The organism is Kribbella sp. NPDC020701, assembly GCF_055562215.1.
The window spans coordinates 1-25,279 of sequence record NZ_JBVHFT010000007.1; the positions used below are offsets into that span (position 1 = coordinate 1).

The 25,279-nt window shown below is 66.1% G+C and carries 32 protein-coding genes; 18 read left to right on the forward strand and 14 right to left on the reverse strand.

Annotation, left to right across the window (positions count from 1 at the left end; all coding sequences use genetic code 11):
* Positions 1–439 precede the first annotated feature (439 nt).
* The 3 genes from ACZ3HV_RS17725 (at position 440) to ACZ3HV_RS17735 (ending at position 3,079) form a co-directional block, all read left to right on the forward strand.
* Positions 440–1,546: a lactonase family protein gene (locus ACZ3HV_RS17725; RefSeq protein WP_465685531.1), complete on the forward strand. Its 1,107-nt coding sequence runs from the start codon at positions 440–442 to the stop codon at positions 1,544–1,546.
* Between the two features lie 211 nt (positions 1,547–1,757).
* Entirely contained in the window at positions 1,758–2,225 is a 468-nt protein-coding gene (locus ACZ3HV_RS17730) for a GNAT family N-acetyltransferase (RefSeq protein ID WP_465685533.1), read from the forward strand.
* A complete protein-coding gene (locus ACZ3HV_RS17735; RefSeq protein ID WP_465685535.1) occupies positions 2,222–3,079 on the forward strand; it encodes a GNAT family N-acetyltransferase in 858 nt (285 codons plus the stop codon). The genes ACZ3HV_RS17730 and ACZ3HV_RS17735 overlap by 4 nt, the downstream gene beginning before the upstream one ends.
* A gap of 23 nt (positions 3,080–3,102) precedes the next feature.
* Here ACZ3HV_RS17735 and ACZ3HV_RS17740 read toward each other — a convergent pair whose 3' ends face one another.
* The 3 genes from ACZ3HV_RS17740 to ACZ3HV_RS17750 all read right to left on the reverse strand — a co-directional run bounded on the left by ACZ3HV_RS17740 (position 3,103) and on the right by ACZ3HV_RS17750 (position 5,689).
* Positions 3,103–3,462 (reverse strand): transaldolase family protein, encoded by a 360-nt coding sequence (locus tag ACZ3HV_RS17740; RefSeq protein WP_465685537.1) that lies wholly within the window; start codon positions 3,460–3,462, stop codon positions 3,103–3,105.
* A 42-nt stretch (positions 3,463–3,504) separates the two neighbouring features.
* Complete coding sequence (locus ACZ3HV_RS17745) at positions 3,505–4,236, reverse strand: hypothetical protein (RefSeq protein WP_465685539.1); 732 nt, start codon at positions 4,234–4,236, stop codon at positions 3,505–3,507.
* 211 nt (positions 4,237–4,447) lie between these two features.
* The gene (locus tag ACZ3HV_RS17750; protein ID WP_465685541.1) at positions 4,448–5,689 is read right to left on the reverse strand and encodes a PucR family transcriptional regulator; all 1,242 of its coding nucleotides are present in this window, start codon (positions 5,687–5,689) and stop codon (positions 4,448–4,450) included.
* Between the two features lie 142 nt (positions 5,690–5,831).
* On the opposite strand from ACZ3HV_RS17750, the gene ACZ3HV_RS17755 reads away from it, so the two are divergent.
* Together ACZ3HV_RS17755 and ACZ3HV_RS17760 are read left to right on the forward strand one after the other, a co-directional pair.
* Positions 5,832–6,095, forward strand: coding sequence for a hypothetical protein (locus ACZ3HV_RS17755; protein ID WP_465685543.1), 264 nt, complete (start codon positions 5,832–5,834; stop codon positions 6,093–6,095).
* Between the two features lie 17 nt (positions 6,096–6,112).
* The gene (locus ACZ3HV_RS17760) at positions 6,113–6,457 is read left to right on the forward strand and encodes a DUF488 domain-containing protein (RefSeq protein ID WP_465685545.1); all 345 of its coding nucleotides are present in this window, start codon (positions 6,113–6,115) and stop codon (positions 6,455–6,457) included.
* A gap of 45 nt (positions 6,458–6,502) precedes the next feature.
* Here the strand turns inward: ACZ3HV_RS17760 and ACZ3HV_RS17765 are convergent, their stop codons facing one another.
* Positions 6,503–6,910 (reverse strand): hypothetical protein, encoded by a 408-nt coding sequence (locus ACZ3HV_RS17765; RefSeq protein WP_465685547.1) that lies wholly within the window; start codon positions 6,908–6,910, stop codon positions 6,503–6,505.
* Positions 6,903–7,628, reverse strand: a complete 726-nt coding sequence (locus tag ACZ3HV_RS17770; RefSeq protein WP_465685549.1) for a DUF2249 domain-containing protein — start codon at positions 7,626–7,628, stop codon at positions 6,903–6,905. Before ACZ3HV_RS17770 ends, ACZ3HV_RS17765 begins: the two co-directional genes overlap by 8 nt.
* An 84-nt stretch (positions 7,629–7,712) precedes the next feature.
* On the opposite strand from ACZ3HV_RS17770, the gene fdxA reads away from it, so the two are divergent.
* The 3 genes from fdxA (at position 7,713) to ACZ3HV_RS17785 (ending at position 9,386) form a co-directional block, all read left to right on the forward strand.
* Positions 7,713–8,039 (forward strand): ferredoxin, encoded by a 327-nt coding sequence (fdxA, locus tag ACZ3HV_RS17775; protein WP_465685551.1) that lies wholly within the window; start codon positions 7,713–7,715, stop codon positions 8,037–8,039.
* A gap of 4 nt (positions 8,040–8,043) precedes the next feature.
* The gene (locus ACZ3HV_RS17780) at positions 8,044–8,751 is read left to right on the forward strand and encodes a helix-turn-helix transcriptional regulator (RefSeq protein WP_465685553.1); all 708 of its coding nucleotides are present in this window, start codon (positions 8,044–8,046) and stop codon (positions 8,749–8,751) included.
* A gap of 206 nt (positions 8,752–8,957) precedes the next feature.
* Entirely contained in the window at positions 8,958–9,386 is a 429-nt protein-coding gene (locus tag ACZ3HV_RS17785) for a hypothetical protein (protein WP_465685555.1), read from the forward strand.
* An 8-nt stretch (positions 9,387–9,394) separates the two neighbouring features.
* Here ACZ3HV_RS17785 and ACZ3HV_RS17790 read toward each other — a convergent pair whose 3' ends face one another.
* The gene (locus ACZ3HV_RS17790; RefSeq protein WP_465685557.1) at positions 9,395–10,630 is read right to left on the reverse strand and encodes an NAD(P)/FAD-dependent oxidoreductase; all 1,236 of its coding nucleotides are present in this window, start codon (positions 10,628–10,630) and stop codon (positions 9,395–9,397) included.
* A gap of 37 nt (positions 10,631–10,667) precedes the next feature.
* Positions 10,668–11,099 (reverse strand): DoxX family membrane protein, encoded by a 432-nt coding sequence (locus ACZ3HV_RS17795; protein WP_465685559.1) that lies wholly within the window; start codon positions 11,097–11,099, stop codon positions 10,668–10,670.
* An 86-nt stretch (positions 11,100–11,185) separates the two neighbouring features.
* Between ACZ3HV_RS17795 and ACZ3HV_RS17800 the strand changes: the two genes are divergently transcribed.
* Positions 11,186–11,887, forward strand: coding sequence for a helix-turn-helix transcriptional regulator (locus tag ACZ3HV_RS17800; RefSeq protein ID WP_465685561.1), 702 nt, complete (start codon positions 11,186–11,188; stop codon positions 11,885–11,887).
* A 67-nt stretch (positions 11,888–11,954) separates the two neighbouring features.
* On the opposite strand, the gene ctaD is transcribed toward ACZ3HV_RS17800, so the two are convergent.
* The 4 genes from ctaD to ACZ3HV_RS17820 form a co-directional block, all read right to left on the reverse strand.
* Positions 11,955–13,646 carry an aa3-type cytochrome oxidase subunit I gene (gene ctaD, locus ACZ3HV_RS17805; protein ID WP_465686315.1) on the reverse strand — a complete coding sequence of 564 codons (1,692 nt, stop codon included), beginning with the start codon at positions 13,644–13,646 and terminating at the stop codon, positions 11,955–11,957.
* 155 nt (positions 13,647–13,801) lie between these two features.
* Positions 13,802–13,996, reverse strand: a complete 195-nt coding sequence (locus tag ACZ3HV_RS17810; RefSeq protein WP_465685563.1) for a hypothetical protein — start codon at positions 13,994–13,996, stop codon at positions 13,802–13,804.
* A gap of 198 nt (positions 13,997–14,194) precedes the next feature.
* Complete coding sequence (locus ACZ3HV_RS17815) at positions 14,195–14,854, reverse strand: response regulator (protein WP_465685565.1); 660 nt, start codon at positions 14,852–14,854, stop codon at positions 14,195–14,197.
* Between the two features lie 2 nt (positions 14,855–14,856).
* Positions 14,857–15,813: a HAMP domain-containing sensor histidine kinase gene (locus ACZ3HV_RS17820; protein WP_465685566.1), complete on the reverse strand. Its 957-nt coding sequence runs from the start codon at positions 15,811–15,813 to the stop codon at positions 14,857–14,859.
* A 342-nt stretch (positions 15,814–16,155) separates the two neighbouring features.
* On the opposite strand from ACZ3HV_RS17820, the gene ACZ3HV_RS17825 reads away from it, so the two are divergent.
* From ACZ3HV_RS17825 to ACZ3HV_RS17835, 3 genes are all read left to right on the forward strand, one after another.
* Positions 16,156–16,470, forward strand: a complete 315-nt coding sequence (locus ACZ3HV_RS17825; RefSeq protein WP_465685568.1) for a TraR/DksA family transcriptional regulator — start codon at positions 16,156–16,158, stop codon at positions 16,468–16,470.
* Between the two features lie 68 nt (positions 16,471–16,538).
* Positions 16,539–16,910 (forward strand): TraR/DksA C4-type zinc finger protein, encoded by a 372-nt coding sequence (locus ACZ3HV_RS17830; RefSeq protein WP_465685570.1) that lies wholly within the window; start codon positions 16,539–16,541, stop codon positions 16,908–16,910.
* A gap of 140 nt (positions 16,911–17,050) precedes the next feature.
* A complete protein-coding gene (locus ACZ3HV_RS17835; protein WP_465686317.1) occupies positions 17,051–17,692 on the forward strand; it encodes a rod shape-determining protein in 642 nt (213 codons plus the stop codon).
* A gap of 261 nt (positions 17,693–17,953) precedes the next feature.
* On the opposite strand, the gene ACZ3HV_RS17840 is transcribed toward ACZ3HV_RS17835, so the two are convergent.
* Complete coding sequence (locus tag ACZ3HV_RS17840; RefSeq protein WP_360375456.1) at positions 17,954–18,334, reverse strand: nuclear transport factor 2 family protein; 381 nt, start codon at positions 18,332–18,334, stop codon at positions 17,954–17,956.
* A gap of 219 nt (positions 18,335–18,553) precedes the next feature.
* Between ACZ3HV_RS17840 and ACZ3HV_RS17845 the strand changes: the two genes are divergently transcribed.
* Both ACZ3HV_RS17845 and ACZ3HV_RS17850 read left to right on the forward strand, forming a co-directional pair.
* Positions 18,554–19,777: an MFS transporter gene (locus ACZ3HV_RS17845; RefSeq protein WP_465685572.1), complete on the forward strand. Its 1,224-nt coding sequence runs from the start codon at positions 18,554–18,556 to the stop codon at positions 19,775–19,777.
* A 4-nt stretch (positions 19,778–19,781) separates the two neighbouring features.
* Entirely contained in the window at positions 19,782–20,156 is a 375-nt protein-coding gene (locus tag ACZ3HV_RS17850) for a GNAT family N-acetyltransferase (protein ID WP_465685574.1), read from the forward strand.
* A 132-nt stretch (positions 20,157–20,288) separates the two neighbouring features.
* Here ACZ3HV_RS17850 and ACZ3HV_RS17855 read toward each other — a convergent pair whose 3' ends face one another.
* Complete coding sequence (locus ACZ3HV_RS17855) at positions 20,289–20,822, reverse strand: GNAT family N-acetyltransferase (RefSeq protein ID WP_465685576.1); 534 nt, start codon at positions 20,820–20,822, stop codon at positions 20,289–20,291.
* Positions 20,823–21,062: 240 nt separating this feature from the next.
* On the opposite strand from ACZ3HV_RS17855, the gene ACZ3HV_RS17860 reads away from it, so the two are divergent.
* Positions 21,063–21,860, forward strand: a complete 798-nt coding sequence (locus ACZ3HV_RS17860) for a GNAT family N-acetyltransferase (RefSeq protein WP_465685578.1) — start codon at positions 21,063–21,065, stop codon at positions 21,858–21,860.
* Between the two features lie 81 nt (positions 21,861–21,941).
* Here ACZ3HV_RS17860 and ACZ3HV_RS17865 read toward each other — a convergent pair whose 3' ends face one another.
* Positions 21,942–22,580: a TetR/AcrR family transcriptional regulator gene (locus ACZ3HV_RS17865; protein WP_465685580.1), complete on the reverse strand. Its 639-nt coding sequence runs from the start codon at positions 22,578–22,580 to the stop codon at positions 21,942–21,944.
* 183 nt (positions 22,581–22,763) lie between these two features.
* Between ACZ3HV_RS17865 and ACZ3HV_RS17870 the strand changes: the two genes are divergently transcribed.
* The 3 genes from ACZ3HV_RS17870 (at position 22,764) to ACZ3HV_RS17880 (ending at position 25,100) form a co-directional block, all read left to right on the forward strand.
* On the forward strand, positions 22,764–23,204 hold the full coding sequence (locus ACZ3HV_RS17870) for a DUF5709 domain-containing protein (RefSeq protein WP_465685582.1): 441 nt from the start codon (positions 22,764–22,766) through the stop codon (positions 23,202–23,204).
* Positions 23,204–24,253 carry a GNAT family N-acetyltransferase gene (locus ACZ3HV_RS17875; RefSeq protein ID WP_465685584.1) on the forward strand — a complete coding sequence of 350 codons (1,050 nt, stop codon included), beginning with the start codon at positions 23,204–23,206 and terminating at the stop codon, positions 24,251–24,253. The genes ACZ3HV_RS17870 and ACZ3HV_RS17875 overlap by 1 nt, the downstream gene beginning before the upstream one ends.
* Positions 24,254–24,326: 73 nt before the next feature.
* Positions 24,327–25,100 carry an SDR family NAD(P)-dependent oxidoreductase gene (locus ACZ3HV_RS17880; RefSeq protein WP_465685586.1) on the forward strand — a complete coding sequence of 258 codons (774 nt, stop codon included), beginning with the start codon at positions 24,327–24,329 and terminating at the stop codon, positions 25,098–25,100.
* Positions 25,101–25,279 lie beyond the last annotated feature (179 nt).

The window sequence follows — 25,279 nt, forward strand, 5'->3', positions numbered from 1 at the left end:
TCCACACAACCCGAGATCATCAACCGGTGGCTGTGCTACGTCCTGGACCGCCACACTGCCACACCGCAGATCACGAACTACGGCTGGAGTACTAGAGCACTCCCAATGCTGACGGTAGTAGCGAAATGACCACCCTGGCCGATTCCGTCATCGGTCCGTAAGGCCAAGCGGCCCGGATCAGATCGTGCCGGCGAACGTTCGTACGTGCTTGCCCTTCGCTCCTGTAACGCCTGGGCGCCCGCAGGCACTGAACCTTTCAGAAGCGGTCCGTCGCTGTCCGTATTCCACGGAACTACCGGCGACAACCTCTTATGATTTGCGAACAATTTCGACCGGGATAACAGGTCCCTTACCGCGACTGGAGATTTCTGATCAGGCATTTCTCAGGCATCTATTGTCGAAAGGAATTCAGCGGTATCCGCCTAGGAAAGGAACTTCCATGCGCACCAGATCGGCCCGCGTCCTCGCTCCCGCACTGGCCGCCGTCGCCGCGGCGTCCCTGCTCGGACTCGCCCCCGCACACGCGACGGCCGGCCCTGTCGCGAACCCGGTCGTCGGGCACGTCTACGAGACGACCAACTCGGCCGCCGGCAACGCGATCCAGGTCTTCAACCGGTTGCATGACGGCCGGCTGCAGGCCGGTGCCACAGTCCCGACCGGCGGTCGTGGGCTGGGTTCCTCCCTCGCCTCGCAGAGCGGTCTGGTCCGAGACGGCAACCTGCTGTTCGCCGTGAACGCCGGAGACGACACCATCTCAACCCTCGCCATCACAGGCCACGGCCTGGTACGCCGTGACGTCGCTGCCAGCGGCGGCGACCAGCCGGTCAGCCTCACCGTGCGCCATGGACTTGTCTACGTCCTGAACCAGAACAGCGAAAACATCAGCGGCCTCCGGGTGAGCCACGACGGCCACCTCCAGCCGCTGCCACACTCGACCAGGGCACTCAGCAAGACCACGGCCAATCCGACCGCGGCCGCACAGGTCTCGTTCAGCCCCGACGGACAGGCTTTGGTCGTGACCCACAAGGGCGACCAGACAATCGACACCTTCGCCGTCACGAACGGTTACGCCGGACCCGCTGTTGCCCACCACTCCTCAGGCTCGACGCCGTACGGATTCGCCTTCGACCGACGCGGCCACGCGATCGTCTCCGAAGCCGATGCCAGCGCCGTCTCGTCGTACGCCGTACACGCGAACCAATTGCGGACCATCAGCGCCTCGGTGCGCGACGACCAGGCGGCCGCCTGCTGGCTCGTGGTCACCAACGACAGCCGCTACGCCTACACCGTGAACGCGGCCAGCTCGTCGATCTCGTCGTACCGCATCAGCGCCGACGGGCATTTGCGGCTGGTGGCATCAGTAGCGGGAAGTACCAGCGGTGGTGGCACGGACGCCGCTCTGAGCCCTGACAACACATCCCTCTACGTCCGCCTCGCCAACGGTGCCGTCGCCTCGTTCACTGTCCACCACGACGGCTCACTGACTACGCAGCACGACACCACCGGAGCCGCCATCTCCGGCTCCGCAGGACTCGCCACCGACTGATCAGGCGATCAGAACGAGCACACGCGAAGGCTGGTGCCGGCGGAGATGCCAGCCGTGACGAAACACTCGAATCGAGTGCCTACCCGCGACTCGACATCCCCGCCGGCACTTCGCCTACAGGACGATCGCCGAGGTCGCGTAACGTCTCGCGCCCTCTGTGACACAGACATCCGGAGAGCCAAAGCCACGCCGACAAACGGAGTTCGCCGAGATGATGGTGCATCGCTATGACGGGGATCGGGAGCTGCTGCGCCCGCTCTTCCGGGAGGCCGACGACTCCGAGCAGCAGATCGATACCTACCTCGGCCTCGGCACCGTCTTCGTGGCCGAGGACGACGGCGAGATCATCGGCCACCTACAGCTGATGACCGGCGACGACGCCGCCGAACTGAAGAGCATGGCCGTCGCCGAGAGCCGCCGCGGCACAGGCGTCGGCCGGGCTCTGGTCCGAGCAGCGCTCGAACATTGCCGGCAGAACGCGGCGACACGCCTTCTCGTCGCCACCGCGGCAGCCGACATCGGCAATCTGCGCTTCTACCAACGTCAAGGTTTCCGCATGCTCCACATCGAACGCGACGCGTTCGAGGCATCGACCGGCTACCCCGACGAAATCGTCATCGACGGCATCCCACTACGCGACCGGGTCTGGCTGAGCCAAGACCTGTCAGGAGAATCATGAAGACCGGTCGGACACCTCTGTTCTGCGACGCTGACCTGGCCGCGCGTATCGAGCGGGCCGAAACCGAGCTCATCGAGACCACCGCCCTCGCCGCCCACCGCCGCCTCGCCGACGGCCGAGGCTTCGTGATCCCGGTGGCAGGCGGACTCGCGAGCTTCGCCGACGACGACTCGCCGTTCAACAAGGTCGTCGGGCTCGGATTCGGCGGCGTACCGACTGCCGACGAGCTCGACGAGATCGAGCACGCGTACGCCGCCGTGGGCGCACCCGTGCAAGTCGAGCTACCGCACCTCGCCGACCCCGAGCTCGGCATCGCCCTCAGCCGACGTGGGTACCTACTGGAGTCATTCGAGAACGTGCTCGGCATCGCCATCGAGAACGCGTACGACGTCACGCTGCCCGCCGGAGTCGAGGTCCGGCGAAGTGGCGAGGATGAACTCGACGCCTGGCTGAACATGATGGCCGACGCGGTCGCCGTACCCGACACCCAGGGAGTCCCGTGGCGCGAGGAGTTTCCTCGCGACACCTACCTCGAAGCCGAACGCGACAGCGCCGCAGCCGACATCACCCGCTACACCGCCATCCTGAACGGCGAAATCGCCGGCGGAGCCGGACTCCGGACAACCGACGACGTCGCCCAGTTCGCCGGCGCAGCAACACTCCCCGCGCACCGCCGCCACGGCATCCAGTCCGCTCTGCTGTTCACCCGCCTCTCCGATGCAGCTACCGCAGGCTGCGACGTCGGCGTCATCACCACCCAACCCGCATCGAAATCCCAGCAAAACGCCCAACACAGCGGCTTCGGCCTCCTCTACACCCGAGCCGTCCTCGTGAAGCACCTCGACCCCTCCTGACCAACCTCAAGACCACTCAGCACTCAACCCCGACGATCCCGACGTCCGCAGGTCGTTGCCAGCAGCAACGCGGTAGGTCGACCGGCGGGCGAATCGTCGAAAACCGGTCGCAGTACGGCTAGCGCCTGACCGGCGTCGGTGATGACCAACTCCCAGTAAGCCTCGTCCACGGATCTACCGGCCGCCATCAGCGCCGAGAATTGTTCGTCATAGTCGTGGGAGCCGGTGATGCTCCTGGCGAACATCGTCGGGTTGGCGGTGACGCCTCGGATCCCGTTGTCGACCATGCGCGCGAGGGTGCCGTCACGCAGGTAGGCACGGGTGAGGTTGTCCAGCCAAGGGCTCTGCCTGTAGTAGCCGTAGAGGTGTTCGAGCTTGGTCATCGTGTTCTCGGTTCCCCTGGCATTCGCCGGAGTAGTGGTTGTTCACATGTCCGTGTCGTGGAGTAGGGCGTCCCAGTCAATGGGGGCGCGACCTGCCGGGTCTCCCAGAACGAACCTGCTGGGGTCTCCAGCTGCTCTCGGTCCTGACGCCAGCCACGCGGCCATGCCATTGGCGGTGCGGCGCTCGATCTCGTCGAGATACGCCCGGCGCTCGTCGACGATCCGCAACCGTTGCGTCGGCGAACTGGCCCTTTGCAGAGCCGAGAAGCTAGCCCGCCAGGCCAGGCAGAGGGCTTTGTCGCTCAGGGCATCTGGCGTGACGTGAGGTTTGGCCCCCTGTTCTGGTTCGGTCCTCAGGACGGCTGCCGTCGCGGCCCTTGACATGCGTTCGGCACGATCCGGCCGGGCAGGCCGAGGCGCCGAGCTGGCCAGGTGGCCGTGATCGCTCAGCCGGCCAAGGCAGTACTGAATCGCAGAAGGGGATCCTCCGACGATGATGGCCAGCAGCAGCAGCGCTATCGGAGCGCCCAGCAAGGTACCCAGGCCAATGAAGGAGACCGTGCCACCCGCGCTGAGGGCTGCACTGCGGACCACTATCCGTCGTCGATCCCGCGGATGCCGGGTGGGTCCGTCGAGGTTCACCAAAGCGACCAACGCCACGACTGCACCCATGAGGGCGGCGAGGACGAGCAGCATGATGACGCTCGAGAGTGACCAGGTGAAGGCCATGACTGCACCAAGGGCGCTGAGCAGACCACCGAAGAACACCCACACGACCCGATAGGCCCTCATGACGTCTTCTCCGGCACCGTGGCGTCGGGTCGGAGGACGACTGATTGGTCCACGACAACCTCCTTGTTCGCAGCTACGACTTTGCCGCTGCCGGCCCACGACCGGTACGGTGCCGATCGGCGAACTGCGGCCGTCCTGATCGCCGAGGTCCGGCAACGATGGGCCGCCTCAGCGGGACACTGCGCCGGGTTGGCTAGGCGCGGGCCTCCGCGCCGTGAGGGAGCTCACGCGCGGGCCATTCGAGAAGGCGTGCGCCGAGGACCGCGATGTGCAGGATGAACCGCTGAGCAGGATCGCCTGGATCGTGGCCCGTCAGTTCCTTGACCTTGGTCAGCCGGTAGGTGACGGTGCGGACCGAGACGTTCAGGCGGCGTGCGGCGTCGGTGGCGACCTCGCCGACCTCGAAGTACGCCTCGAGGGTTGACAGCAACGGCTCAGCGCCGCCGCGGGCCGCGGTCAACGGGGTGAGCACAGCCTGGACGAGATCGACGATGGCGGCCTGGTCGCGGACCAGGACGCGGTACACGAGCATGTCCCGTGCATCGACGACCGCGGCGTCGAGTCGCAACCGGTCGGAAAGCGTCAACGCTTCCCGCGCCTCCTCGTAGGAGCGGGCAATGCCATACGCGCCGGGGTAGGGCCGGCCGGTCGAGACGCGCCACTCTCGGCCCGACCGGTGCCGGATCAACGCGTCATGGATCAGAGTCCCCACGTCCTGATTGACAGTGCGCGGTGCCGTGCTGGGGGCGATCGCCGGGATCAACACCACCAGCAGTCCCTCTTTGGTCGCGACGAGCACTTCACGGTCCCCGAAACGGTCGAGAATGAAGAGCTCGAGCATGTTCACGCTCGTGTCGCCCTCCGGTAGCTCGTCGGCGGGGCGGGCCAGGACCACCTGATGCGGCCGGCCGAGGTCGAGTCCGAACGGTTCGGCACGCTCGACGATTCGCGAGACGTCGGGGTCGCCCCGCAGCAGGTCGTCAACCAGTTCGCGGCGCAGCGCTTCCTCCTGCCGGATCAGATGCTGGGTGGCAACCTGATAGCTGTCGACGAGGACTGCGATTGCTTCACCGACAGCATGCAGGACCGCCTGTGCCGACGCCCGGACGGTGTCGCGGTCGCGGTACGGCACGACATCCGGGAGGTCCCTCCACATCCGCCAGGCCGCGGACAGGTACAGGTCAACGACCCGTCCGGCCGGGATGCCCTGTTCGGCAGCGCGACGCCCGAGTTCACGCACGATCGCCAACTCGTGTTCCCGGGGCCGTCTTCCGGAGATGGCAGCGTCTGCGAGCAGGCTGAGGTACTCGACCAGCAACTCCAGCGGCGCCTGGGAGTCTCCGGCGGCCGCTTGCGCGATCGCCGTCAGCCACGCTTCATCCGCACTGTTCCCGGCGCCGGAACCCGGCCACCGCAGACCACCGGACTCGCTCATGCCACTCCCCTCGCGCTGAACCGACGCAGGTGCTGGGCCATGTCCCAGTAGAGCATCGTTGCCGGACGAATACTTCGCCAGGTACATCATGGAGAAGTTGATACGCATCGCGCGGTCCGCGGGCAGATGAGGACGTGATCATATGCAGACCGACACGAGGAAAGGCGACCCCGTGGCCAAGCCGTTGACGAAGGCGGATTTCGAAGCGTCGGCTCAGTTCCGTTGTGGCATTCGCCGGTACCCGCGCTTCCGCGAGCAGACCGTCCGCGCGGTCCACGTGGAGCTCACGCTGCGCGGCGAGCGGGCCATGGCCAGGCCAGGTGCGTTGCACCGTGACGAACTTCGGCGCGCGCGCACCGCTTTGACGCTGCCTGACTGGGACGGGCCCGCCGGCGGTGAAGCATGACGCGCCGAGATGTCCGGGTGCGTAGGATCTACGATCGGCCCGCGCCCGAGGACGGCATCCGGGTCCTGGTCGATCGTGTGTGGCCACGCGGAATCCGCAAGGAAGCGGCCGCCATCGACGAGTGGGCCAAAGACGTCGCACCGTCCACGGAACGCCGCAAGTGGTACGGCCATGTCCCAGACAAGTTCACTCAGTTCGAGGCGCGCTATCGCGACGAACTGGCAGCACAGACCGCACGGACGGCGCTGGATCACCTGCGCACGCTGGCAGAACGCGACAATGTCACCCTGCTGACGGCGACCAGGGACGTGGACCACAGCCAGGCGGCGGTCCTGGCCCGACTCCTGCGGGAGCCACGGTGACCTCGCCGCCCGAACTCATCGGCACGGCGGATCGCTCCGTGCGACCTACTGACTGGAACGTTTGCCGATCTGCAGGCCGGGACGGCGCCGATGGACGGTCAGATAGGACAGGCCGTCGTTGCCCGCGGTGAGATTCCGGGTCGAGCCGTGGGGTAACCAGACAACGTTGCCGTCGGCAAGAACCTGCTCCGCGCCGGGTGTACCGACGGTGCCGCCACCCGCGACGACGACGAGTACGACGTCGAGATCCGGCTCGGTGTGGGTGTCCACGCGCTGCCCGGCGGGTAGATGGATGAGGTTCGCGTCAAGTTGGCGACCCGGCTCGGCAAGCGTCCAGCGAGCACCCGACGGTACGCGCGAATCATTGACGAGTTCGTGCACGTCGGCCAGGACCCGCACCGTCGGCTGCTCAGGCAGCGAGTCGACTGGAGCGACCGGCGAATCCTCAGGCATCAGCTGCAAGCCTGCCGATCCGGACTCGCCACTCCCCGGGTCCGGTCTGCAGGTAGTCCCAGCTGAAGGCGCCGTGGTGGATGGCCTCGAACTCCCGGCGCAATGGCTTGGGGTCATGGTTGTTGACCAGGATGAACGCCTCTCCGGGCGCCAGCCGCGCATAGCGGGCGAAGATCCGCGGGTGACGTCCACCGCGAGCGATTCGCCGGACGTCAATGATCGTCGGCTGTTCGACCTGCTCCCTCGCGAGGTAAGCCCGCAGGTTCGCGGCCAGCAGCGACGGATCCACGCCCGGCAGGCCTGCGAGCGCGGGGAGCAACACCGACTCCTCGATCTGAAGGTGAAGATCCAAGGCCGCCATGATCGTCACGCCGAGCCTCGCCGCATCGACCGGGTCGGCGGCCGTCAGTTGGTCGATCTGCGCGTCGAGATTTGCCGCTCCGAGTCGTAGAGCATCGACCAGAAGTCGCGTCTCGTCATCTCCGGCCGCCGGCATGTACAGGTCCTGATCCGCGGTGACCAAATACCGGCGTACCTCACGTCGGCAGAAGTCCACCAACTCCGCAGATCGCGGGGGATCGCCATCGACAACTGGCTGCGTGGCAGCCAACTCCGCCAGCCCGAACCGCAACCGCGCGTGGGCCTCACGGACCACGCCTCGGGCGATGACGTCCGGATCGGTCTCGGTCGCCTGGATGAAGATCTCCGTAGCCGGCATGTTGCCACTCTCCTCAGGTCTGTTCTTATGATTATTACATGTGATATTTGTAGTAATTACAAGCGTCTGGCGAGGGAGTTCGTTGTGACCTATGTGATCGCGTTGCCGTGCGTCGACCTCAAGGACCGCGCCTGCGTCGACGAATGCCCGGTCGACTGCATCTACGAAGGTGGGCGCTCCCTCTACATCCACCCTGACGAGTGCATCGACTGCGGTGCGTGTGAACCGGTATGCCCGGTCGAGGCCATCTTCTACGAGGACGACCTACCCGAGCAGTGGAAGGACTATCAGGTCGCGAACGCAGGATTCTTCGACACCCTCGGCTCCCCCGGCGGGGCATTCAAGACAGGTGCCGTTCCCTACGACCATCCCCTCATCGCGGCGCTACCGCCGCAGGATCAGGGAAGCTGACCCCATGACCAGGACTGACCAGACCGCCGACGACCAGCCACGCCGACAGGCCCTGCTCGATGCCCTGCGAGGCTCCGACGCTCCACTGGGTGTCACTGAGCTCGCCGACAGACTCGACGTCCATCCCAATACGGTCCGCTTCCATCTCGATGCCCTGGCGACGCAAGGACTCGTCGATCGCCGGCTCGAGGAGCCGACCGGACGGGGCCGGCCTCGGACCGTGTACACGCCACATCCCGGGATGGACCGAGGCGGCCGGCGTCAGTACGACCTGCTCGCCAAAATCCTGCTAGGTCAGTTGTCCACGAGTCCCGATGCGGGCGCCGCCGCCGAGGCCGCGGGCCGCAGTTGGGGCGGCTACCTGGTCGAGCACATCCCTCCATCCCGGCAGCCCGGTGTCGCCGAGGCCACCCAGCGGCTGAGCGCGATGATGACCGACCTCGGTTTCGCGCCGGAACCCGACAGCAAGTCAACCGAGCGCATCAGGCTGCGGCACTGCCCCTTCCTGGAGCTCGCAGAGGAGTACTCGTCCACCTTGTGTCCGCTGCACCTCGGCTTGATGCGGGGTGCCCTCGCCGAGATCCGCGCACCGATCGCAGCGACCAGCCTCGTGCCGTTCGCCGAGCCCGATGCCTGCATCGTTCACCTCTCCCCCACCCACAGCCCTGGCGTGGACACCGGCCCGCCCCAGCATCGAAACAGGAGCACATGATGCACCTCACCAGCATCGGCACCACACCCCGACGCCGGGCACCCTCGCCCCCGGGGACGTCGCCACCGGGGAACGCGTCAGCCTGACCAACCCAGGAACCGAACCCGCCGTCATGATGATCGTTGCCTCACCCCCCGAATTCGTCGCGCGAATCACCGGCCGGCCGGCCGCGTAGGTTTCAGCACGCCGCAGATCCAGGAGGAACAGTGAACACCGCTTCGGCCGCCGTAGCAGCTGCCGCCGTCTTCGTCTGGCTCGGCATGGTGCTGGCGATCTCCTTCCTGGAGACTCCGCTCAAGTTCCGGGCGCCGGGCGTCACCATCCCGGTCGGCCTCGGCATCGGGCGCGTTGTGTTCCGGGCGCTCAACCGCGTCGAGATCGCCCTGGCCCTGGTGACACTTGCAGCGATCGTCGCTGGGCGGCCGTCCGGGACGGCCGCGACTCTCACCGCGGCCGTCGTCATCATTCTCGCCGGACAACTGACCGCCATCCGGCCGCGGCTCAACCGGCGCTCTGACCGGGTTCTGGCCGGAGACAACCTGCCGCGATCGACTGTTCACCTGTACTACATCGCGTGCGAGGTCACCAAGGTGCTTGGCCTGGCGGCGCTCGGCGTCAGCCTCATGACAGGCTGACTCGCCACCTAGGCCATGACGTGCGCAGCCAGTGGCACCGAGGTGTCCGCGAGCCGATCCGGATCAACGGATTGCCTGCTGCGGATCAGATCCTCTACCGGCGCGATGCCGTCGTCCCATCGGTTGACGTGCATGCCTGCAACAACCCGGCCGCCGGCCAGCCAGAACGCATGGAATCCCTGGCCGGAGACGTCGCCGCGGGTTACCAATCGGTCGTAACCGTCCGGACCGATCCAGCCGGAGAATTCCATCCCGACGTCGTATTGGTCGGTGAAGAAGTACGGCAACCGGTCATAGACGACCTGCTGACCGAGCATCGCCTTGGCTGCGACCGGCGCCCCACGCAACGCGTTCGCCCAGTGCTCGGTCCGCAGATGTCGACCGTAGAAGGGATGGAACGAATTCGCGGCATCGCCCACCGCGTAGATGTCCGGGTCATCCGTGCACAGCGACTCGTCGACCACGATCCCGTTGTCGCAACTCAGCCCGGCGCGTTCGGCAAGCTCGACGTTCGGGATCGCACCGATTCCCACGACGACGGCATCCGCCGCGAACTCGCAGCCGTTGCCGGTAGAGACGCTGGTCACTCGACCGGCCCCGTGGAACGCCGTGACGGTATGACTCAACCGCAGGTCGACACCGTTGCGCAGGTGCAGTTCAGCGAAGAACGCTCCCATCTCGCTGCCGAGCGCAGCGAGTAGCGGCGCCGGCTGTGGGTCGAGGACTGTTACCTGACACCCGGAGTCCCGGGCCGCGGCTGCGGTTTCCAGACCGATCCAACCGGCACCCACAACGACGATCCGGCCTCCGGCGCCGATCACCTCGCGCAGCCGATCGGAATCCTCGACTCGCCGCAGGTAGTGCACGCCCCCGAGTTCCGCGCCCGGCACCCGAAGCCGCCGCGGAGACGAGCCTGTTGCCAACAGCAACTTCGCGTAGCCGATCCGTTCGCCGGTGTCGAGCTCCACCTCATGGGCGCCGCGGTCCAACGACGTCACCCGCCGCTCCAGCAGCAGATCCACCGCGTGCTCGGCGTACCAGGGCTCCTCATGGACATAGATCTTTGCTCGCTCGTCCTTGCCCAGCAGGTAGCCCTTGGACAACGCCGGCCGCTCGTACGGCAGCTCGGTCTCGTCGCCGACCAAGGCGATCCGTCCGGCGAAGCCCTCTTCCCGAAGGGCCTGAGCCGCGGTCGCTCCTGCCAGGCTCGCTCCGACGATGACGTAGGTGGACTGCTCGTTCATGATCACCTTTCCAGTGCTGACGTCTTCCCCAGCCCGTTCAGGAGCTGTGTCGGGCAGGGGCGTATTTGATGGCGAGTCGCGATAGTGCGAGGGCTGCGACGAGGAGTCCGAAGTCGCGGAGTGCGACGTCGTAGAAGCCTGAGAGCGTGAGCAGGTTGAGGATGATGCCCGCGAGCCAGGCGGCCACCAGCAGGGCTCCGTAGCGGGGGATCAGGGCGACCGCGATGCCGGCGATGATTTCGATGACGCCTACCGCATACATGGCGTCCTGGCCGGAGCCGGGGACGATGTCGTTGATCCATGGGGCCAGGTAGTCCGGCCAGTCGGTCAGAAGGTTGGCGAACTTGTCCAGGCCGAACACGATCGGCGCCACCGTGAAGACCGTCCGCAGAACAAGGAACGCCTGGTACGCCGGATCGGACAAGGCCTCCCGGCTTGGCGTGCGTGGCCTGTGCACCTCAGTCGTCATGATCTCACTCCTTCTAAAGTAGATATATCTTGACTTTAGAAGCGAGTACGGTTTTCGTCAATGGGAGTTGGCTTTAGAATCAGTTCGTGGACGAGACCAGAGAAGCCCGGATCTTGGCGGTCGCTACGTTGGAGGAACCGACCCGGCGGCGCCTGTACGACCACGTCGTACGCCAGACCGCCGCCGTGACCCGGGACGAGGCAGCTACGGCGCTGGGTCTGCCGCGCGCTACCGCCGCGTTCCATCTCGACCGACTCGCCGCAGAGGGTCTGCTCGACGTCGTTTACGAACGTCGCAGCGGCCGGTCGGGGCCTGGTGCGGGCCGGCCGGCGAAGCTGTACCGACGATCGGAGCGGCATGTCGAGGTGTCCCTGCCCGAACATCGCTACAACCTGGCGGGAAGCCTGCTGGCCGCGGCCATCGAGGACGCGGAGACCACCGGCGAATCGCCAAGAACAGCGCTCGAGCGGCGTGCCCGCCAACTTGGCAACGCGCTGGCGGCCGCCGGCCCGGGTACCGCTGGTGCCGGAGCCAGTTCCGATGCCGTGATGCGCATCCTCGAAGCGCATGGCTTCGAGCCACGCGTCGATGATGGGGCGATCGTGCTTGGCAACTGCCCGTTCCACACGCTGGCCCAGAACCACACCGACCTGATCTGTGAGATGAATCTTTGCTTGCTCGACGGACTCCTGGCCGGCCTGGACGCCACGCAACTACAGGCCCAGCTCAAGCCGGAGCCCGGCCACTGCTGTGTCCGCCTCGAGCCCAACCCGACATCCCGCTCATAAGCCTGCGAGGACTAGAAATCTGCAGCGGTGCTCCTTCCGTACTGGCTTCCGAACGAGGCCTCGGTCATTACGTCTCGTCCTCTCCTTCGGCCTCGATGCCAACGGTCCCCTCGAGATGCTCGCCCCGGCCCTGGTCCTCGCCGGCGTCGAGCAGGTTGTCCGTCGAGGCTCTGTTGTCCCGATACTCGGTGAGCGAGACGTCCGGATGGCGGAGGTCGAAGGCCGGGCTTTCGGACCGGATCCGTGGCAGCCGCTCGAAGTTGTGCCGCGGCGGCGGCGAGCTGGTCGCCCACTCCAGCGACCGGCCCCAGCCCCACGGGTCGTCGACGCCGACCGGCGGCGACTTGCGCGACTTGTAGACGTTGTAGAGGAACGGCAGCGTTGAGGCCCCGAGGATGAACGCACCGACGCTGGACACCTGGTTCAGCGTGGTGAAGCCCTCGTTGGCGCCGTACGACGCGTAGCGCCGCGGCATCCCCTCGACACCCAGCCAGTGCTGCACCAGGAACGTGGTGTGGAAGCCGATGAACAGCAACCAGAAGTGCAGCTTCCCGAGCTTCTCGTCGAGCATCCGCCCGGTGAACTTCGGCCACCAGAAGTAGAACCCGGCGAACATCGCGAACACCACGGTCCCGAAGACCACGTAATGGAAGTGCGCGACCACGAAGTAGGTGTCTGTGACCTGGTAGTCCAGGACCGGCGAGGCCAGGATGACCCCAGTCAACCCGCCGAAGAGGAACGTGGTCAGGAAGCCGATCGACCACAGCATCGGGGTGTCGAACGACACCGATCCGCCCCAGATCGTCCCGATCCAGTTGAAGAACTTCACCCCAGTGGGGACCGCGATCATGAATGACATGAACGAGAAGAACGGCAGACTGACAGCGCCGGTGACGAACATGTGGTGTGCCCAGACGGTCGCTGACAGCGCGGCGATCGCCATGGTGGCGCCGACCAGGCCGAGGTAGCCGAAGACCGGCTTGCGGCTGAACACCGGCAGGATCTCGGTCACGATGCCGAAGAACGGCAAGGCGATGATGTACACCTCGGGATGCCCGAAGAACCAGAACAGGTGCTGCCACAACATCGGCCCGCCGTTCCCGGCGTCGAAGACGTGAGCCCCTAGAGCTCGATCCGCCTCCAGCATCAGCAGCGCACCGGCCAGGATCGGGAAGGCGATCAGCACGAGGATCGAAGTGATCAGGATGTTCCAGGTGAAGATCGGCATCCGGAACATCGTCATACCGGGTGCCCGCATGGTGATGATCGTGGTGACGAAGTTGACCGCACCGAGGATCGTGCCCAGACCGGCCATCCACAGACCCATGATCCACAGATCGCCACCGATGCCCGGCGAGCGGACCGTGCTGGACAGCGGCGCATAACCGGTCCAACCGAAGTCTGCTGCTCCTCCGGGGGTCAGAAATCCACCGAACGCGATGAGGCCGCCGAACAGGAACAGCCAATAGCTGAACATGTTCAGCCGCGGGAACGCGACATCGGGGGCGCCGATCTGCACCGGCATGATGACGTTCGCGAAGCCGACGAACAGCGGTGTCGCGAACAGCAGCAGCATGATCGTGCCGTGCATCGTGAACAGCTGGTTGTAGACCTCTTCGTTCACGATCTGCAGGCCCGGCTTGGCCAGCTCGGCGCGGATGACCAGCGCCATCACACCGCCGATCAGGAAGAACGCGAACGAGGTGATCAGGTACATGTGGCCGATCAGCTTGTGGTCGGTCGTGGTCAGCCATTTCACGGCTGCGCCGCCAGGTCGGCGGCGACCTGCCGCTGGTTCGGCGAGTCCGACCCTGGCCGTCACCGACCAAGGACGGTCCTGGTGGGCACCGACGTGCGTCAACTGCTGGTGGATCGGGTCGCTGTCGCCGGCCTGAGAAGTCCCCACGGGCCGACTCACCAGTTCGCCGGCGGATCGCCGACCGGGAACGAATCCTCGCCCCACACCTCGACGATGTCACGCGGCGATCGCAGCTGCGACGTCGCAGGAAGCCGTCGCTGCTCCTCGAGCTCGCGGCGACACGATTGCGAGCCGGCGGCGTGCCAGTCAGGTGGTGCGCTAGGTGGTGCCACCGGATCCTGGTCGGTCATCGAAACCTCCTCGTCGCCACGGATCGCGGAGCCGCGATGTCCCACGCCTCCGGGTCCGCACGAGCCCAACGATGCCGTCCCGCACGCGGAGTGAACACGTGCCCGATCGGCGAAGGGAGGTCTCCCTCGTTGCCGGGTATCGGCAACCTCGCACCCTGGCTGAGAATCCGGCCCCGTTGGTGGGCGAAAACCTCAGGGTCAGGGCTCGATCAGGCCCGCCCGGATTGCGTAGCGGGCGAGCTCCAAGCGGTCGCGGAGTCCAAGCTTCTGGAGCATGTTCGCCCGGTGTCGCTCGACCGTTTTGATGCTGATGAACAGCGTCTCGGCGATCTCCTTCGAAGAATGTCCCTCGGCGACGAGTTTGAGGACCTCCTCCTCGCGGGCGGTCAGTATCTGCTCCGGGATCGTCTGACCGAGCCGGACACGGTTCAGGTAGTTGCGGATCAGCGCGTTCACCGCTCCCGGGTAGAGGAAGGGCTCGCCCCGCATGGCTGCGTGGCAGGCCCCCACCAGGTCCCGGTCGGCCACCGACTTCAGCACGTATCCCGCGGCTCCGGCCCTGAGCGCCTGGAAGAAGTACTGCTCGTTGTCGTACATCGTCAGCATGAGGATTCGCAGGTCGGGCCGGCGCGTCGACAGCTCACGCGCAGCCTGCAGGCCGGTCATCCGTGGCATCGCGATGTCGAGAATCGCCAGGTCGATCTCCGGGGACAGGGCCAGGTCGACGGCTTCCTTTCCATCACCGGCTTCGGCGACCACCGTGAGGCCAGGTTTGCTGTCCAGGATCAGCCGGATGCCCCGTCGTACCAGCGCATGATCGTCTGCGAGCAGGATGCGGATCGCTTCCGATGCAGCCATGCTCATGCTCCGTTCCGCTCGAGAGGCACCACCAGGTTCACCTCGGTGCCACCGGTCGGCGAGGCACCGAGATCCAGTGTGGCGCCGACAAGCAGGGCACGCTCCCGCATGCCACGGATTCCGGCGCCCTCATGGGCCAGACCGAGGCCGCGGCCGTCGTCACGGATCCGGAGACCTACAACTGCGTCGCTGTGCCGCAGGGAGATCTCAACGCGGGCAGCCTCGGCGTGGCGGGCGACGTTCGTCAGTCCCTCCTGGGCGACCCGATACACGACCAGTTCGGTCTGCTCGTCCAACGCGGGTAGCCCAGGCTGGAAATCGTGAAGTATCGCGAGGCCGGTATGCGTGGACAGGTCGGTGACCAGTGCGGTCAACGCACTGACCAGACCGAGATCCTCGAGCACGCCCGGTCGCAGCCGGCGCGCCAGTCGGCGTACTTCGTCGAGGCTCTCCCGGGTCGTCGCCTCGGCGTGTTCCAGGTCCGCGCGCAGGTCGGCGTCGTCCACCCGTTCGGCAGCGCGGATGAGTTCCAGCACGACGGCGGTCAGGCTCTGGCCGACCTCATCGTGAAGCTCCTGTGCAATCCGTCGACGCTCCGCCTCCTGAGCCGACAGCGCCCGGGTATTGCTGGCCGCACGTTCAGCCTCCAACCGCGCCAGCATGTCGTTGAAGGCTCGGATCAACTGCGAAACACCACCCTGCCCGGCAACCGGCAGACGCTGCCCGGGTCGCAGCAGATCGACCGTCGCCATTCGACGGCTCAGCCGGTCCAACGGAGCCAGGCCCACGTGCAGTAGTACGGCGTTCGCGATGAGCATGACCACCAATCCGCCCAGCAGCACCAGGGCTTCGGTGAACACCACCGGAACAGACACCGTCACCGGCGCCCACAGCAACAATGCTGTCGCGGCGGCAAGCACCACCGCGTTCAGCGCGAAGATGCGCCAGAACAATGGCACCGAAAACACCCCTTCCTTCGGTGACGCAGTCTCCCGACTCGGCAGGTACTGAGCAGGTGGTGTGCGGGCCGTGAGCAGACGTGACACACCATCCAGCCTGCCTGCAACCGCGCCGCAAGTCGATCCGGCCTGACACTCATCTGCCGACCGCTACCTGCAGGTCTCCGCGCGCACGAAATGGGTGTCAGGCCCGATGGTCAACGATCGCAGCATCGCCGATGGTGGAGACAGAACCAAATCACGAGCCTCAAGACGGGCGACGCAAGACTGCCGGCGTACGCAATGCCTCCTGCTGCGTACGCCGGCCTCCCGTTGCCGTCCCCTTGAAAGGATCCGATGCAAGTGACCATCCACCTGGGCCGCGCCCCGAACCTCACCAAGCACGACGCCCTCCAGCGCCTCGAACACGAGCGCAACTCCCGCCTTGCCCAACTCAGGGCGATCGAGGAGTCCGCACCGCACGCGGACAAGGATCTGCAGGAGGCTCAAACCGCGGCGATCGAGCGTGTGCTCGAAGAGATCGAAGCTGCCGGGGAACGTCTGGCGGATGGCTCCTACGGAACCTGCGGCAGCTGCCGAACCTCCATCCCCGTCGAGCGCCTCGAGATCTTGCCGTACGTGCGCTTCTGCGTCGGGTGTCAGCAACACGTCAGCTGAGCACGCCAGGTCTGCGCACGCCTTCCCGATCGAGCGTTGCCTTCGCCTCCACTCTAGGAGCTTCCGTCATGGCCTATCAGGTCTCTGCAGTCGACAACAACCGACTCGATCTCGCGGAACTCGCCGTTCTCCGGGCGAACCTGCACGAAGATCGCCGGTTCCGACGTCAACAACTTCAAGACATCGCCCGGAGCGCCGCCGATATCGTCGAAACGACAAGCTCCCCCGACACCGCGGCGCACAGCGAGGTCCGTCACAAACTCGCAGTCGCCGCACAAACCGCGCTGGCCGAAACCGAGGCCGCGCTTGCCCGAATGGACGCCGGCCGCTACGGCGGATGCGGCCGGTGTGGCGGCACCATAGCTCTCCACCGCTTGTTTGCCCACCCCCAGGCGCGTTACTGCGCGCGGTGTCAGCTTTTCCTCGAGATGCAACGATGAGCGGACTGCGCAGACTGGGGGCAGTCCGTCCGGGCGCCTGGCCGTGGAGCCGGCTCGGCCCGGGCCTGGCACTCGATCTCGGCAGCGTGCGTACCCGCGCCTGGGTTCCCCACCACGGCCTGATCGTCGATGCTCCCACGATGACAACATCGCACGCCGGTGTCAGCTATCCCATCTCGCGGGGCAGGGTCACCGACGTGACAGGCACCGCTCGCATGCTCTGTCGGCTTCTTCTCGGCCGTGCAGATCGCGCACCGCGGCCCGAGCTGATCGTCGTGACGATTCCTGTCCTCTGCTCCGAGGCCGATCGGCACGGAGTCATCGCGGCGGTCGAGATCCTCGAGCCCCGCACTGTCATCACCATTGACGGTGTCAAGGCAGCCGCGATCGGCGCCACGACCGACCTGGCCAGACCTCTGCTTGTCATCGACCTGGGAGCTCAGCTGACAGAAGTAGCCGTCCTGGCAGACGGATCGGTGGTCGAGGCACGCCGCACGCCCCACGGCACGGCTGATCTTCGCACCTCGATGACGGTCGACAATCTCGTCGAAGCCATCCGCGACATGGTGGCTGACCTGCTGAGCCACGACTGCGGCCCACAGGTCGTCGACGCGCTCGACAGAGGACCATTGCTAGCCGGTGGTGGCGCCTTGCTCCCGGCCATCACCTATCAACTGTCCAAACGACTCTCATGCATGGCTCAACCAGCACCAGCCCCGTACACAGTCGCCCTCCGCGGCGCGAGTACCGTCGCCCTCGCCGCCCACGCCGACGAGCCGTAGAAGCCCAACCACGCAACGCGGTACGCCTCATCGTTCGTCCTCCGCTCCAACCTTCGTCCAGCTACTACTGCGCCATCGCGGAACGCTGACGTCCTATCACGGCTGCCATGCCGGGTCGGCACAACCTGTGGGTAGTCCGCCCCACCACTCTGGTTGTGCCGACCCGGCCGCCTCCAAGGGCTCGGCCAACGCAGCCCCTCGTGCTCTGGTGGTCAGGGCGGGTACTGCGTTATCGACGGAGCCGGGCCATGGCATTCCAGGTCAGGTGCCCGGAGCGATCGCGCAAGCTGACACACAGACCCAGGTGCCCTCGCGCTTCTGATACGCGTCCGTGTACAGCGCTTCCTGTTCCGTGCCGTCGGCAAGCATCGTGTACGTGCTGCGACCGTGGATCAACGCGACATCGCTGAGGATGCGGACCTTGACGTCATGGACGGCGAGATCCTTGAAGGGCCGCGGCTTGGCGATGTACTCGAGGAACTCCTCGCGGTTGCGGGTGACGCCCGGAGTCTGTACGACGAAGTCTTCGGCGAGCAACTCGCTGAAGCGCTCGGCATCGCTGGCCTGATCGGCCTCGACGTAGTCGAGGTTCAGTCGTTCGAGGATCGCCAGGTCCTCGGCCGGCTGCATGGTGTCGCTCATTTGCTGCCCCTTTGTGTGTCCGGTCCGCTGGTGGTCATAGGTGTGTCGTGCAAGTGATGAGTGTCGGTCCGCCAGGACGTCTTACCGACACGCACGAACTCGTTCCTCCGCCACTGCCGGTAAGACAGCACGACGAGATCGACGCTGATCAGAGGTACGAGGACGCCATCGCGGTACTGCATGGCGCGGGGCGATCGACCTGGAGAGAGGCACGGCTCGATGCACGATGTGGCACCGGTGATCAATCTGCACCGCCGGGACAGGACGCTGACGCTGGCGTTCGTCTCCGCGGTGATGGCCCTGGTGGCGACGTTCGCCGCGGTGGGGTCGACGATCCCGCTTTTCAACATCTATCGCGCCGAGGAAGGGTTCACCAACGCCGACATCTCGCTGACCGTCGTCGCCTACTCCGCCGCGACTCTCAGCACACTCTTGGTCCTGGGACCACTGTCCAATCACGTGGGCCGACGGCCGCTCGCGATCGCCGGCCTCGGACTGCTCGTACTGGCTTGCCTATTGCTCTTGAACGTGCACGACATCGGCATCCTGATTGCCGGCCGGCTCCTGATGGGCCTCGGCGCCGGGCTGGGAAGCAGCAACCTCACCGCCTACATCGTCGACGCTGCGCCGACCCGGCCGGCCTGGCTGGCCTCCGTTGCTTCCAGCCAGACAGTCATGCTCGGTCTGGCCGTCGGCGCAATCGCGTCCGGTGCCTTGGTCCAGTTCGGGCCGTGGCCACGTGACCTCATCTACCTGGTTGTCATCGGCCTGCTTCTGGTGTCCGCCGCGCTCGTCGCGATCAGCCCGGAGACCGTGATCTCAACGCGGGGTGGTTGGCGATCACTGCGCCCGAGCGTTCGCCTACCGGTCCGAGTCAGGCATCTGCTGCCCGTCGCGGCCGCCGTGCTCCTGGCCACCTGGGCGACCGGCGCCTTCTACCAAGCGTTCGTGCCCGCACTGGTCGAGGATCAACTGCACACCGACAACTCATTCATCCTCGGCCTGGTGTTCGCCGCGTACATGGGCCCCAGCGCTCTGGGCGCTCCCCTCGGCGGCCGGTACTCACCGGCAGCAGCGCAACGCCTCGGCATGATCACCTTCCTGGTCGGGTGGATCGGCATCATCACGGCGATCGCCACCGGAACGCTGGTGCTGTTCATCGCCGCAACCGTCGTCGGAGGCGCCAGTCAAGGCATCGCCATCAGCGCGGCCACCCGGGGTCTGCTGTACGGCAGCACCCTGTCCGACCGGGCACCAATCTTTGCGGTGGTGTATCTGCTCAGCTACAGCGGCGCGACCGTTCCCAGCCTCATCTCCGCCCGGCTCTCCGGCATCTTCTCCGTGCCACACATCTCCCTCGGGTACGGTGGACTCGCCCTCATCGCCACGCTGTTCACCGTCTTCGCCGCACGTAATCCGCAGACCCATAGTGTGAAAGGCTGAGTTGATGAGCAACGAAGAACAGGCGTCGGTGGCCGAGGAGCTGATCGACAACACCGAGCAAGGCCGCTTCGAGCTCTACCGCGGCGGCGATCTGGTCGGATGGCTCTACTACACCCGTCTGAGGCCCAACCGGTACGCCCTCCGGCACACCGAAGTCGAGCCGAGTCATCAGCACCAGGGCGTGGCTGGCGCCATGGTACGGCGAGTGCTCGACGAGGTCCGCGCCCGCGAGGGCACGATCACCGCAATCTGCCCCTTCGTGGCCGACTACCTCTCGCGTACTACGACGTACGCCGATCTGCTCGACCCGAAGCACCCGGGCTACCCCGACCGCGCCACCGCCGAGGCAGCGCAGGCCAAAGCCGCCGGCAAAAGCTGACGCCGGCGGCAATCCAGGCCCGGGCACTCCCGCGTCGGGCCGAGCGTCACGATCGCGCCGAGACTGTGGGGCCGCGGTCCACACGATCAGCTCGGAGTCGAACTCCCTCGCGTTCGACAACACCACGTCCACTCACTCGAGTTCGGCCGCGCGGATGCGGTAGATCTGCATCGGCAGGCCGTAGTACTTGTCGGTCTCGCCGACCCACGCCATCCCGAGACGCCGTGCGGTCGCGCAGGCACGAACGTTCTGCGGTCGCGCGACCGCGTACAACTCGTCGATCGTGCCGGTTGCGAGTGCCCAGCGCATCAAGGCGTGGCTCGCCTCGGTCGCGAATCCCCGGCCCCAGGCCGCCGGTTCGAGTTGCCAGCCGATCTCGAAGTCTTCCTCGTACGGCGGTAACAAGCCGATCATCAGGCCGCCGACCACTGCCCCGTCTGCTTTGGTGACGATCGCCCATCGCCCGGCGGGTACGACGAGACTCTTGCCGGCCTCGGTCCACGCGCGGAGCAGCAGGCGCATGGTCGCCTTGTTCGGGACCTGGTCCATCGCGGGCGACAGCCACCGTGCCACCTCGGCAGACCCGTAGATCCCCAAGGCGGCGTCTGCGTCCGCCTCGGTCCACTCCCGAATCACGAGCCGGTCGCTTTCGGTGATCGCTGTCATTTCGCCGTCCTGTCGATCGAGAGGTTTCCACCCACCCGATGCCATAAAGAGGTCTGATCGGTCCACTTCAGGGAAGCAAGCCTCGCACGCCTTGCCCTGAGATCCGAATCATAGCCTGCCGCTCGGCGAGGGTAGCCGGGATGCGGCAGTCCATAGGAGGACGATATAGTCCTTTCATGGATACGAGCCAGCCCTCCGGCGCCCGCAGTCTGTTCAGAGCGCGGCACAGAGGAAGTAGCGATGACTGATCAGGTTCTTCGGCCCGACGGAACGGGCTTCTACCTCGCCGGTGGCGAGCTGTCGGTGACCGGCCCGGACGAGCAGACGCTGACCAGCGCCCGGCCGGTCGACTTCAGCGTTACCGCGGGTTTGTTCGGCAACGCCGAGATGGATTTGATGCTGGCCAACTGGAGCACCACGCGGACCGACGATCCAGACAGCGTGCGGTCGGAAGACGGGCGTCTGGTCCTGCCGTTGCGGACGCAGCCGGTGATGCTCAACTCGCTTCCGAGCAAGGTGCGGGTGCAGCTGCGTACCGGAGCCGGCCTCCACGAAACCGAGGGCGCCTGGCAGCTCGTCCTTCACTTCCGCAACCACGCGGGATCGAGCCTGACCTGGCATGCCAGTCTTCCCACTGAGGCGTTCGGTACAGGTTGGCTGGCTCCGTTGGCCGACCTGCTGACCATCGACGACGCAGGGGCCGTTGCGCAAACACCCACCAGCACGCCGGCTACCCCGACGATCACAGTGGTCCACCACGCAGACGACGAGTACTACGAACTCCTCGTCGACGGTCAACAGGCCGGGCTCCTCGTCTACCACCTGATCGGCTCGCACCTGTCCATCACACACACCGTCATCGAACAGACATACCGCGGACGAGGACTTTCGTGGGTGCTGGCCGGCCGCGCTCTCGACGACATCCGCACGCGGTCCGTGACGGTGTCGAACTACTGCGCCGTCGTCAGCCGCTTCATCGAGAAGAACCCGGAGTACGCCGATGTCCTCGGCGCGCCGCGGCCTGCCCCGACCTCGTAACCGAAGGAACGAGCGACCGTGACGGCGGAATCGTCAGGTCGACGGCTAGTCATCAGGACGGTGAAGGAAGCGTGTGGACGGCTACTTCTTGCCGGCCGGCTTCGCGTACGCCCGGACCGAGTTCATCGCCAGGTCGAGGGCGACCTGCATCGGTCCGGGGTCACGAGCGGCCTGGGCGAGAACGTACCCACCCTGAAGAGCAGCCATGATTCCCGTCGCCAGCGCTTGTGGATCAGCCGCCTCGGACAGCGTGCCGTTCGACTTCATCCGCTCGAGCGCTCCGGCCAGCAGCGAGATCCAGGAGGTCAGGTGCGCCTCGAGATCGATGCGTGCTGCCTCATCCTGGTCGGAGAGCTCGGTCGACAGTGACCCCAGTTCACAGCCGCGCGCCCCACGGCGCGCTGTCACTCGCTGAAGGATGGCCCGGCACCAGCGATCGAGTCCGCTGAACGAGTCGACCCTGCGGAGATACTGCTCCTCACGCTCGAGTACCCGGCCGCCCCGCAGTGCGACCACTGCCTGGACCAGGGCACTCTTGTCGCTGAAGTGCCGGTAGAACTGTGACTTGCTCGTCCCACTCGCCGCGGTCACCTCGTCGAGCGTCGTCGCTGCGGCACCCTTGAGAGACATCAACTCGTCGGCAGCGGCGACGATCCGGGCTCGCGTGGCCGCGCCGCGGGCGGTCAGGCGGCGATCGAGCTCGTTCACTGTCTCGGGCACGAAGCGAGCTTATCGGGGCCGAGCAATGATCGCTGCCGCTTCTGGAGATGAACGGTCCACCATCAGGGCAGGATACCCACCCGTGCCGTCCGTGGTCCTGCTCGACGGGTAAGTACGCGTGCCGTGGCCGACACGAACCCCGTGAGGAGCCGGCACGCCGCCGGCCGGTCGGCAGGAGGACGGATGAGCGAGGTCAGTCGGGAGTATTACGGCAGTTACAGCGTGGATGACGAGGACCAGCTCCAGTTCTCCGACACGCTCGACGGGCGCGGTGTCTCCGACCTTCTCGACGAAGGTTACTCGCCGCCGGAGAAGTGGTCGGCCGGTGAGGGATTCGGTACTACCGCGGCGGAGGCGTTGCGGGGTGAGACCTTCGAGCAGCGGCTTGCCCAGGAGGAGCCTGACATCGACCCGTACGCCGTACTGCCGGAGTTTGTCGACGGTCCGGAGGTCGGCCGGGAACGCGCCGGACGTCTGGTAGCTCCGGACGAGGGGTCGCACTTCGATCTCGAAGAAGAGCTCGTCGCGGCCGAGGTCGGCATCGACGGAGGCGCCGCGAGCGCCGAAGAAGCCGCGATCCACGTTGTCGAAGACGAGCCGCTGGAACTCGACGAGGTCAACTGATGAGAACCCTGGTGAACGACGCCCAGCGCGAGCTGACCGTGGTCGAGAACGACGAGTTGCGAAGGTACGAGTTACTCGTCGCAGGCACGACGGTGGGGACCCTCGACTTCCGTGTCCTCGGGCCACGGCGTGTCCTCGGTCATACCGAGATCACTGAGGATCAGCGGGGCCGTGGACTCGCCACAGCCCTGATCAAGGCAGTCCTCGACGACCTCATCGCCGAGGGAGTCCGGATCACGAATTACTGCCCTGCTGTCGAGCGATTCCTTCAGCGCCATCCGGAGTACGTCGTGGTACTCGATCCGTTGCACCCGCCGATCCAGCCCCACTCCGGGCCTCGGGCAGGCGGGAGACAGCAGATGGATCGTTCGGGCCCCCTGCAGCAGGTCGTGCATGCCCAGCACTCCAGGCTCAGAGAGCTGGCCGCGCGTTCTCAGGATCCGAGCATCGACGGATTCGAGAGGCGTCGCATCACGGATCAGTTCGCAGCCGTTGCCGCACAGCATGCCGCGGCCGTCGCTGACGTCTTGCTGACCGCGGCCAGGACGTCGTCCGGTGCGGACGCCGCGGTCATGCTCGAGAATCTCAGACAGTTCGAGCAGGCGCTGCGCGTACTCAAAGGTCGGGTGTACGGCGACGCCCGCTTCCTGGACCTCAGCGCAACCGAGACCTGGCGAGAAGCCGAACGCCTACTGGCCGAGCACGAATCATGGGAGACGAGAGTCGTGTCCGGACTGGAGCGAGTTCATGGTGCCGAGGGCACCACAGAGCTGGCCCGAGCCTTGGCGAAACGGCAATGGAGTTCGCCGACGCGACCGCATCCCAACTCGCCGCATGCCGGAGTCGCCGGACGAATAGCGCGCCGGATGTGGCGCATCGCCGACTCGACCTGGGACGAGCTGGAGGGACGCGGGCTTCCGACCGAGCCGATGGAGCACGCGAATCAGCATTCGACCTTCTCTCATTACCTGTTCGGAACCACCGACGACACCGACCCCACGGCCGGACCCGATACACCTCACACTCATCAAGATCCCGGCAACCAGTAAGGCCGGACCCCCGATCGGCACACAGATAGGGACATCCGGGTCACTCCGGCCCGGTACGGATCGAGGGAAACTCATGAGTGGATACTTCGAAGGCCGCAAACTCATCGTGATCGGTGGGAGCAGCGGCATGGGGCGACAGACCGCGACGGATGTTGTCGGGCAAGGGGGCAAGGTCGTCATCGTCGGGCGTCAGCAAGCCAAGGTCGACCAGACGGTCGGCGAGCTCGGTGAGAAGGGCGAGGCGTGGGGGATCACTGCCGACCTCGCGGATCGCAAGCAGGTAGAAGACGTCCAGGAGCAACTCGCCGCTGACCATGCCGATGCGACGCTGCTGGTCAACGCGGCCGGATTCTTCATCCCCAGGGAATTCCTCGACTACAGCCAGGAGAACTACGACGCGTATCTGGAGCTGAGTCGGGCTACGTTCTTCCTGACCCAGACTGTGGTGCGAGGTATGAAGGCTGCAGGCTCCGGTGGTGCGATCGTCAACATCGGCAGCATGTGGGCCCATCAGGCGGTGGCGGCGACGCCGGCAACCGGGTACTCGATGGCGAAAGCCGGCCTTCACGCCCTGACCCACAACCTGGCCATGGAACTGGCGGCCGACGGCATTCGCGTCAACGCGGTGGCGCCCGCAGTGGTGGCCACGCCGTTGTACGAAGGCTTCATCCCCGCCGACCAGCTCGAGGAGGCGGTGAAGGGATTCGACGGCTTCCACCCGTTGGGACGGGTCGGAACAGCCCAGGACATCGCCTCGTCGATCGTCTTCCTCCTCTCACCCGAGGCCAGTTGGATCACGGGGGCGATCCTGAACGTCGACGGCGGCGTGATGGCCGGTCGCAACTGACGGCGGAGTACGCGAACCTGGCCGGTGGTTGCTACTGAGGTCTGCAGAAGCACCCGCGGGGCCGGCCAGGGACGGTCGACGGCCAACGGCTTGTCCACCGAGCAGGGCTCCTCGCCGAAATCTCAGGTAAGAAACCGATCTGTCGCCGTGGCCAATTCGTACGAGCGCGGGTGGCCGCA